Source organism: uncultured Meiothermus sp. (genome assembly GCF_937863175.1).
Lineage (GTDB): Bacteria > Deinococcota > Deinococci > Deinococcales > Thermaceae > Meiothermus.
This window is the reverse complement of record NZ_CALMCQ010000063.1, coordinates 1-8288: the sequence shown is the minus strand read 5'-3', so window position 1 is coordinate 8288 and position 8288 is coordinate 1. Positions and strand designations below refer to the sequence as shown.

Here is an 8288-nt window from a genome sequence, read left to right as displayed (position 1 = left end):
CGATACCCAGGCCCAGCACCGGGGCGCCAAGCATATGGGTGAAGGGGTACATCGGCCCTGAGCCCGCGCAATTGGGCCAGACCACAGGCTCCTGGCCGTAGACTTCCCGGCAGGCTTCCAGGGCGGTCTTGACCCAGGGGGAGGCCAGGTCGCTGCGGGCGGGGTGTTCGCCGAACTCCAGTGCGATCACCTCAATCTCGTCGAAGCCGTGCTCCTGGAGGTGAGCCTTCACCAGGTCCACGATGTGGCGCGGCTCCTGGTCGGGCACCAGCCGGATGTCCATCTTCACAAAACCCTCGGCGGGTAGCACGGTCTTGGAGCCAGGCCCGCCGTAGCCGCCGTGGATGCCGTTGATGTTGATGACCGGCTCGGCCAGGTATTTTTTGTAGAGGGCGTGGCCGCTCACTCCGCCCAGAAAGCTGTTCAGGCCGTATTCTTTCATGAGGGCCGGTGACTCGTCGGGGATGCGGCCCAGGGTTTCTTCTTCCAAATCGGTGAGGGGGCGAACCTGGTCGTAGAAACCCTTTACCAGCACCTTTCCATCGCGGTCACGCAGGCTGGCCACCGCGGCAGCCAGACGGTACAGGGGGTTCTGCACGATGGCCCCCAGGCTGCTGTGCAGGTCGTAGGCGGTGGTCTTACAGCGCAGTTCCAGGCCCACAATGCCCTTCAGACCGCAGTAGACCAGGGGACGCCCGGCTGCGTCCACCCCCCCGGCCTCCCAGATCACGGCATCGGTACTAAGGCGGTTCCGGTGCTCCTCGACGTAGGGCTCGAGGTTGGGGCTGCCGATTTCCTCCTCGCCCTCAATCACGAACTTGACCCGGAAGGGGAGGTGCCCGTGCTCTTGCTGGAGCCAGCGCAGGGCTGCCAGGCGGGCCACGATCTCACCCTTGTCGTCACTGGCCCCGCGTCCGTACAGCCTGCCATCGCGCTCGGTCAGGGTGAAGGGGTCGGACTCCCAGAGTTCCAGGGGGTCGGCAGGCTGTACGTCGTAGTGATTGTAGAAGAGCAGGGTTGGGCCGTCCCCGCCGCCCTCGGCATAGACCACGGGAGCGCCTGCGGTAGGGTGGATTTCGACCTGCAGGCCCAATTCCTCCAGCAACTCTTTCACCAGTTGGGCGGTCTCGGGGATGGCGCGGTTCTCCGCCGAAACGGTCGGGAGGGCCACCAGGCGGGCCAGCGTTTCTTTAGCGTAATTCATCACAGGGGTGGGTAACGTGTGCATGCTAGACTTAGCCTACTATGGTTGAGCCTGCAATCGCACTCTTTGGGGGCGCATTCGAGAAGGCTTCGCGTGTCCTCGAGGAGCTGTTGCGCGAGAGCGGGGCTCGTTATGCCCTGTTACTGGATCGCAAAGGGTTTGTGCTGGTTCACCGGGAGGCTCTGTGGGCCCCCCGGCCCCCTGCGCTGGACTCGCTTGCCACCCTGGTTGCAGGAAACGCGGCGGCGACGCAAGCACTGGCCAAGATGCTGGGGGAGCCGCGCTTTAACGAGCTACTGCACCAGGGCTCAACCCATGGCATGTATGCCGAGGAAGTGGGGGATCTGGCCCTGCTGGTGGTGATCTTCGACAACTCGGCCCCGGTGGGCCGGATCAAGCTCTTTGGAAAGCGTGCGGTACAATCCCTCGAGGTCATCACCCGAGACTCGGTGGTGAATCCTGGAACCCTGGAGATTGATAGCGAGTATCGGGATGGGGCCAGTGCCCTCCTGGATGAGTTATTTGGTAACTAATATGAGCACGATTAACTTTGCTGCCAGGGAGATCAACTTCAAAATCGTCTACTACGGCCCCGGGATGTCCGGCAAGACCACCAACCTGCGCTGGGTCTTCCAGCAAGTGCCGCAAAACCGCAAAGGGGAGCTGGTCTCGCTGGCTACCGAGGACGAGCGCACCCTGTTTTTTGACTTTTTGCCGGTAGACTTGGGCGAGGTCAAGGGTTTCAAGACCCGCTTTCACCTCTATACGGTACCGGGCCAGGTCTTTTACAACGCCTCCCGCAAGCTGATCTTGCGGGGGGTGGATGGGCTGGTGTTTGTCGCCGATTCGGCACCCAACCGTTTGCGGGCCAATGCCGAATCCATGCGCAACCTGCGCGAAAATCTGGCCGAATATGGCATCAGGGCCGAGGATATCCCGATTGTGCTCCAGGCCAACAAACGCGATACCCTGGATGCCCTGCCCCTGGAGATGATTCAGGCCGTCATTGACCCCGAGCAACGCCTACCCATCTTCGAGGCCGTGGCCACCAACGGCGCAGGGGTCTTTGAGACCCTCAAGGCCGTAAGCCGCCAGGTGCTTTCGCGGGTTGCAGCCGCCAGTTAGAGTGGTTTTGCACAGGTGTTTTGCAGAACACTGCCGCCCCTCCCCCAGCGTATAAGCTCAAACTGGCTGTTTGCGGTAGCGCTTCTGGATGTACTCCTCCACCATTCCCATAAACTCCTCGGAGATGCGGTCGCCTTTGAGGGTGGTGGCAAGCTGTCCGTCTATGTAGACCGGGGCACGGGGAGCCTCGCCGGTGCCTGGCAGTGAAATCCCAATATCGGCGTGTTTCGACTCGCCTGGGCCGTTGACCACACACCCCATTACCGCGACCTTGAGGTTTTCAACCCCAGGGTACTGGGTCTTCCAAACCGGCATCTGGGCATTAAGGCGGGTGGATACCTGCAAGGCCAGTTCCTGGAAAAAGCTGCTGGTGGTGCGCCCGCAGCCAGGGCAACTCGCGACACTGGGGCTGAACTGCCGTACCCGGATGGATTGCAGGATTTCCAGGGCTACCTCCACCTCTCTGGTACGGGGTTCGCCGGGGGCGGGGGTAATCGAGACCCGGATGGTATCGCCGATACCCTCGGTCAGCAGGGGAACCAGACCCGCCGTACTGGTCACGATTCCGCTAATGCCCATACCCGCCTCGGTCAGGCCCAGGTGCAGAGGGGCGTGGGTGCGCCTGGCCAGCTCGCGGTAGACCCACCAGAGGTCGGGGGCATTGGAAATCTTGGCCGAGAGGATAATCTGATTCTCGGTCAGGCCGTATTTGAGGGCCCAGTCGTAGCTGCGCACCGCCGACTCAACGATGGCTTCCAGCGTGACCTGATGGGCATCTTTAGGCTCGAGCAGGGCTGCATTGGCGTCCATCATCTCGTCCAGCAGGCTGGCATCCAGTGAACCCCAGTTCACTCCAATGCGCACCGGCTTACCAGACTCCACCGCCACCTCGCACATGGTCTTGAAGTTGGGGTCTTGCTGCTTGCCCCTGCCTACGGTGCCGGGGTTGATGCGGTACTTGTCCAGTGCCCGCGCCATCTCGGGATATTTGCGCAAGAGGATATGCCCATTGAAGTGAAAATCACCCACCAGCGGTACATCGGTGCCCAGATCCGCCAGCCTGCGCTTGATTTCCGGTACGGCTTGGGCGGCTTCGTCGTTGTTGACGGTCATGCGCACCACTTCCGAGCCAGCCCGGGCCAGTGCCCAGACCTGGCCCACCGTGGCCTTGATGTCGGCGGTGTCGGTGTTGGTCATAGACTGCACGACGACAGGATGGTCGCCCCCTTTCGGCACTTTGCCTACCCAGACGGTTGGGGTTTTGCGTCGGTTAACTACCATGCCTCCAAGTCTAATATCCTTGGGTCAGGTGAAAAGTAGACCAGGGTAGGGGTTGGGGGGCAGGGGCTTACCCACTCGCCGCGCACTTTTTTGGGGTAATCTCTGGTACACAATGGCGATTCAAGTTGGCGACTTTCTTCCCGACGTGACCGTCTACACTACCGATGCCGAAGCCAGGCCGCTGCCCCAACTCGTGCAGGGCAAGCCCCTGGTGCTGCTGTTTTTTCCGGCGGCGCATACCCGTGTTTGCGAAAAAGAACTCTGTACCTTCCGGAACAGCCTGGCTGCATACAACGACCTGGGGGCCGAGGTATACGGTCTCAGCGTGGATACCCCCTGGACGCTAGGGGCATATGCGAAAACACTGGGTCTGTCCTTTTCGCTGGTCTCCGACTACAACAAAGAAGCTACCAGGGCTTTTGGGCTCGAGATCAGCCTGCGGGGTTTGCCAGGTTTTTCGCAGCGGGCCGCGTATGTGGTGGATGCCTCGGGCCGGATTGTCTGGGTCTGGATAGCAGAAGTACCGGCTCAGGAACCCCCCTATGAAGAGGTAGCGACAGCGGTGAAGGCGGTGACGATGGCTGAAGGCCAGTAGTTCAGAGAAGCTCGAGCTGAGGCCAGCCTACGAGCAAGTCCTGCTCGGTGAGGGCTTCGCCACTGGCCTCGGGGGTCCAGGCGATGTAGGCAGCCAGCGTGGTGACGGGACTCGAGGAAGCCAGGGCCAGCAGAGCCTGCCGGGCGCTCGAGGTTCGCAGAGGGGTAGATACTTTGGGGAGTTCGCCGCTGGCCGCCAGCAGCAGGGTGACCAGAATGTAACGTCCATCGGGCTCGGCTCTGGGCGTATAACCAGCCTGAACTACCTCTCGGCCTTCGAAGTGCTGGTAGGTCTCGACAAACTCCGAACGGGTCTCGGTCATCCAGGCATCGAACTGCCCTTCGGCTTTTTGGAGGCTTCCGGCCCAGACTTCGTACATGCCAAAGCGCCAACCAGCCTGGTCGCGTAGCAACAGCACAGCCGTATTGTCCATGAGATCGGCCAGACCCCGCACGCTCTCGGTATCGGCGGCCTGGGCCACGTAGCGCAGGTTGGCTTGCAATTCGGGGGTGAATACCGTAGCAAGCCGCAGACGGGCCACGGTGCTTTCGGGCTCCCCACCGACACCGATGCCCGTTCCGGCTCGCTGCAGTCCACGAATCATCGAAAAACTAACCAGGATGATGCCCCCGATGAACACGATAGCAATGAGATCAAATCCAAACCCAGTTCCTGGGCTGATGAAGACGGGGGGACGGGTGGCAGGGTAGCCCGGAAATGTGGGGTAGCCCCTGGGGGTGGGTAGCGGAAGGGAGGGTGATGGGGAAGGATTGACCCTTGGAACCGAGGTTACTGAACGCGGTCTCGAGAATCCGCCCCGTCCGCCAAACCCGCCTCCGCTACGCTGGGCCAGCGCCGAATTCCATCCCGGCAGCTCTGCGCCCGCAAGAGTACTCCCCTCTGGCATGGGAGAAAAGATCCACAGCAATAGCAGTATCCCAAACACCGCAACGCGCATTTCCAACAGCATACGTCATTGTGCCAGGGGGTTCTTATTGCTATGATTAGATTCACTAATCTTGACATGAACTGACTCATGTCGGATCGTGGTCTTGCTGACATAAGCCATGTTTGATCTTTCGTTTACGCAGTAGACTTTCGATATAGACGGTGAATCTTGATGAGTGATAAACCTGAAAAACCCAGCAACACGCACCTTCCCGATACCCTTCCGGTCTGCCCTGTACGAGGCTCGGTGATCTATCCCAGCATGGTGATGCCGATTGATGCGGGTAGACCCATTTCGATTCGTGCGATTGATGTTGCGCTGGCCCAGGAGCGTGTCATCCTGATTGTGAGCCAGCGTGACAAGGAAGTCGAAGAACCCGGGGCCGATGACCTGTACGAAGTAGGCACCGCTTGTAATGTGCTGCGGATGCGCAAAAACGCCGATGGCTCGGTGCAGATGTTGGTGCAGGCTTTTGCCAGGGTTCGTGCTGGGCAGTATCGCAAGATGGATGGATATCTGGAAGCCAGTGTGGTGCGGATGCCCGAGGTGGAAGGCAAATCCACCGAGGTTAAGGCCCTGTTCCGCGAGGTCAAGGAGCGCTTCGAAAGCCTGCTCAAGGAGGGAAAATACCTTTCGCCCGAGGTGGCCCAGTTTGTGATGAATCTGGAGGACGCCTCGCAACTGGCCGACAACATTGCGTTTCACCTCGAGTTCAAGCTTGAAGACAAGCAGCAAATTCTAGCAACCCCCTCGGTAGTGGATCGTCTGAAGCGCATTGCGATTTTGCTGGACGCCGAGCTGGACTTGATGGAGACCCAGCGCCGCATCCAGCAACAAGTTAAGGATGAAATTGACAAAAACCAGCGCGAATTCTATTTGCGTGAACAGATGAAGGCCATCCAGCGCGAGTTGCACGGCGAAGAGGGCGAGATGGAAGTGGAGGAGTTCCGCGAAAAGGTGGCGGCCCTCAAGCTGCCCCAGAGCGTACTGCCCGAGGTGGAGCGTGAGCTTTCACGTTTTGCCCGGATGCATCCCGACTCCGCCGAAGCCAGCGTGGTTCGCACCTATCTGGACTGGATTACCAGTCTGCCCTGGAATACCCGTACCGAAGACCAGATTGACCTCAAAGAAGCCCACAGAATTTTGGAAGAAGACCATTACGGGCTGGAAAAAGTTAAGGATCGGGTGCTGGAATACCTGGCCGTGCGGAAGCTGAAGCTGGAGCGCCAGAAAAAGGGAGAGATTCCACTCGAGGAGGTCTCCAAAGGCCCTATTCTACTGTTTGTGGGGCCGCCGGGGGTGGGCAAAACGTCCATTGCCAAATCCATTGCCAAAAGCCTGGGCCGCAAGTATCATCGCATCTCGCTGGGGGGTGCGCGGGATGAGTCTGATATTCGCGGCCATCGCCGTACCTATATTGGGGCTCTACCGGGACGCATCATTCAGGGTATTCGGCAGGCGGGTAGCAAGAACCCGGTGGTTCTTTTAGATGAAGTGGACAAACTCGGGGCTTCCTACCAGGGCGACCCTGCAGCCGCCCTGCTGGAGCTGCTAGACCCTGCGCAAAACAAAGAGTTCACCGACCACTACCTCGGGGTACCCTTCGACATGAGCGAAGTGCTCTTTATCTGCACGGCCAACTTCACCGATACCATTGCGGGGCCACTCTTCGACCGCATGGAATTGCTCGAGTTCACCAGCTATATCGAGCAAGAAAAGCTCGAGATTGCCAAGCGTTACCTGCTGCCCCGTCAGCTTGGCGAAAATGGTCTCAGGGAGAACCAGGTGGTTGTCACCGAGGCCGCCCTGATACGCCTGATCTCCCACTACACCCGCGAGGCTGGGGTGCGCAACCTCGAGCGCGAGATTGGTACGCTATTGCGTAAGTCGGCCCGCGCCATTCTGGAAAGTGGCAAAAGGCGTATCCGCATTACCGACAACGATCTGGAAAAATATCTCGGCCCGGCGCGCTTTCAGCCCGAGTCCGAGGCCAGAGCCCCGCAGGTGGGGGTGGCGACCGGCATGTTCTATACCCCCGTGGGTGGTGACATCATGTTTATCGAGGTATCGGCCATGCCGGGTAAAGGCAACCTGATCCTGACCGGGCAACTCGGCGATGTGATGAAAGAATCGGCGCGCGCTGCGCTTTCCTATGCCAAAAAGAATGCCCAGCGCTTTGGCATTGCGCTGGAAAAGTTCGATAGCTCCGATGTGCACATTCACGTTCCGGCAGGTGCAGTACCCAAAGAAGGCCCCTCGGCAGGTATTGCCATTACCTCAGCCCTGGTCTCGGCCCTGGCCGAAGCACCAGTGCGGAACGATGTTTCCATGACAGGGGAGATCACCCTCACAGGGCGGGTCTTGCCCATTGGCGGGGTTAAGGAAAAAGTGTTGGGGGCACGCCGGGCAGGCATCCGCGAAGTAATTTTGCCCAAGCAAAATCAACCCGACCTCTCCGATATTCCAGTCTATCTGCGCCAGAACCTCAAGTTCCACTTTGCCGACACGCTGGACGAGGTGTTGAACTGGACGCTGGTAGGGGGTATGGGTGCCCTCGAGCGCCAAACCTCAGCCCCCGCGACCAAAAAGGCCCGTCGAGGCAAAGTGCAGCCTGCGGCTCGAGCCTGAAAAGCCGTAGTCGTTCGGCTCGCCGCCCGCGCCGCCGAACCAGACCGCTCGAGCCGTTTGAGGCGGTGCTGCTGGGCAATCTGGCGCACTAGGGCGGACTCGAGCACGGATTTGTGTAGCAGAGGCTCGAGCGAACCTTTCCTGTCCAGGTGATTGAGTTTTTGTCCAAATCTTTAGTGAAGGATAAACCCTTCCAAATATCATCTTCATGAATCGGAACGCCATGTTCTTTTGGTAACCAAATCAGGGGTCTGACCTTGAACCTTATAACGAATGGATCATTTTCTGTTTGGAAGATGGGCGTGTTATCGATGAAATGCTCGCTCAACACCTCGAATAAACCGACCCAGCGGGAAAGCTTCGTCATGTAGCAGATAAGCTTGTCACCAATTTGAATCCGTCCTACCGCATTTCTTTGTCGGGGTCTGAACCCCGAAACAGTTTGACTTGACTCTGTAAAAGCCTCGTAGGTTTCTGGAGAGAATAAATTGAGAAAGTACGCCATG

Annotated in this window: 8 protein-coding genes; 4 read left to right on the top strand and 4 right to left on the bottom strand. The window is 59.2% G+C overall.

The window, feature by feature from the left end; translation table 11 throughout:
• On the bottom strand, positions 1-1228 hold a 1228-nt coding region (locus tag Q0288_RS02560; protein ID WP_299426721.1), incomplete at its 3' end, for a M20/M25/M40 family metallo-hydrolase.
• Positions 1229-1245: 17 nt separating this feature from the next.
• Here Q0288_RS02560 and Q0288_RS02555 point away from each other — a divergent pair.
• On the top strand, positions 1246-1737 hold the full coding sequence (locus tag Q0288_RS02555) for a roadblock/LC7 domain-containing protein (protein WP_299426718.1): 492 nt from the start codon (positions 1246-1248) through the stop codon (positions 1735-1737).
• A 1-nt stretch (position 1738) separates the two neighbouring features.
• A complete protein-coding gene (locus Q0288_RS02550; protein WP_299426715.1) occupies positions 1739-2329 on the top strand; it encodes an ADP-ribosylation factor-like protein in 591 nt (196 codons plus the stop codon).
• 57 nt (positions 2330-2386) lie between these two features.
• On the opposite strand, the gene ispG is transcribed toward Q0288_RS02550, so the two are convergent.
• Positions 2387-3610 carry a flavodoxin-dependent (E)-4-hydroxy-3-methylbut-2-enyl-diphosphate synthase gene (gene ispG, locus Q0288_RS02545; RefSeq protein WP_299426712.1) on the bottom strand — a complete coding sequence of 408 codons (1224 nt, stop codon included), beginning with the start codon at positions 3608-3610 and terminating at the stop codon, positions 2387-2389.
• Positions 3611-3722: 112 nt separating this feature from the next.
• Here ispG and Q0288_RS02540 point away from each other — a divergent pair, with 112 nt between their 5' ends.
• The gene (locus Q0288_RS02540) at positions 3723-4205 is read left to right on the top strand and encodes a redoxin domain-containing protein (RefSeq protein WP_299426709.1); all 483 of its coding nucleotides are present in this window, start codon (positions 3723-3725) and stop codon (positions 4203-4205) included.
• A gap of 1 nt (position 4206) precedes the next feature.
• On the opposite strand, the gene Q0288_RS02535 is transcribed toward Q0288_RS02540, so the two are convergent.
• The gene (locus Q0288_RS02535) at positions 4207-5163 is read right to left on the bottom strand and encodes a DUF1517 domain-containing protein (RefSeq protein ID WP_299426706.1); all 957 of its coding nucleotides are present in this window, start codon (positions 5161-5163) and stop codon (positions 4207-4209) included.
• Between the two features lie 162 nt (positions 5164-5325).
• Here Q0288_RS02535 and lon point away from each other — a divergent pair, with 162 nt between their 5' ends.
• Positions 5326-7782, top strand: coding sequence for an endopeptidase La (gene lon, locus Q0288_RS02530; protein ID WP_299426703.1), 2457 nt, complete (start codon positions 5326-5328; stop codon positions 7780-7782).
• 88 nt (positions 7783-7870) lie between these two features.
• Here lon and Q0288_RS02525 read toward each other — a convergent pair.
• The coding region (locus Q0288_RS02525) for an EVE domain-containing protein (RefSeq protein WP_299426700.1) at positions 7871-8288 on the bottom strand (418 nt) is incomplete at its 5' end.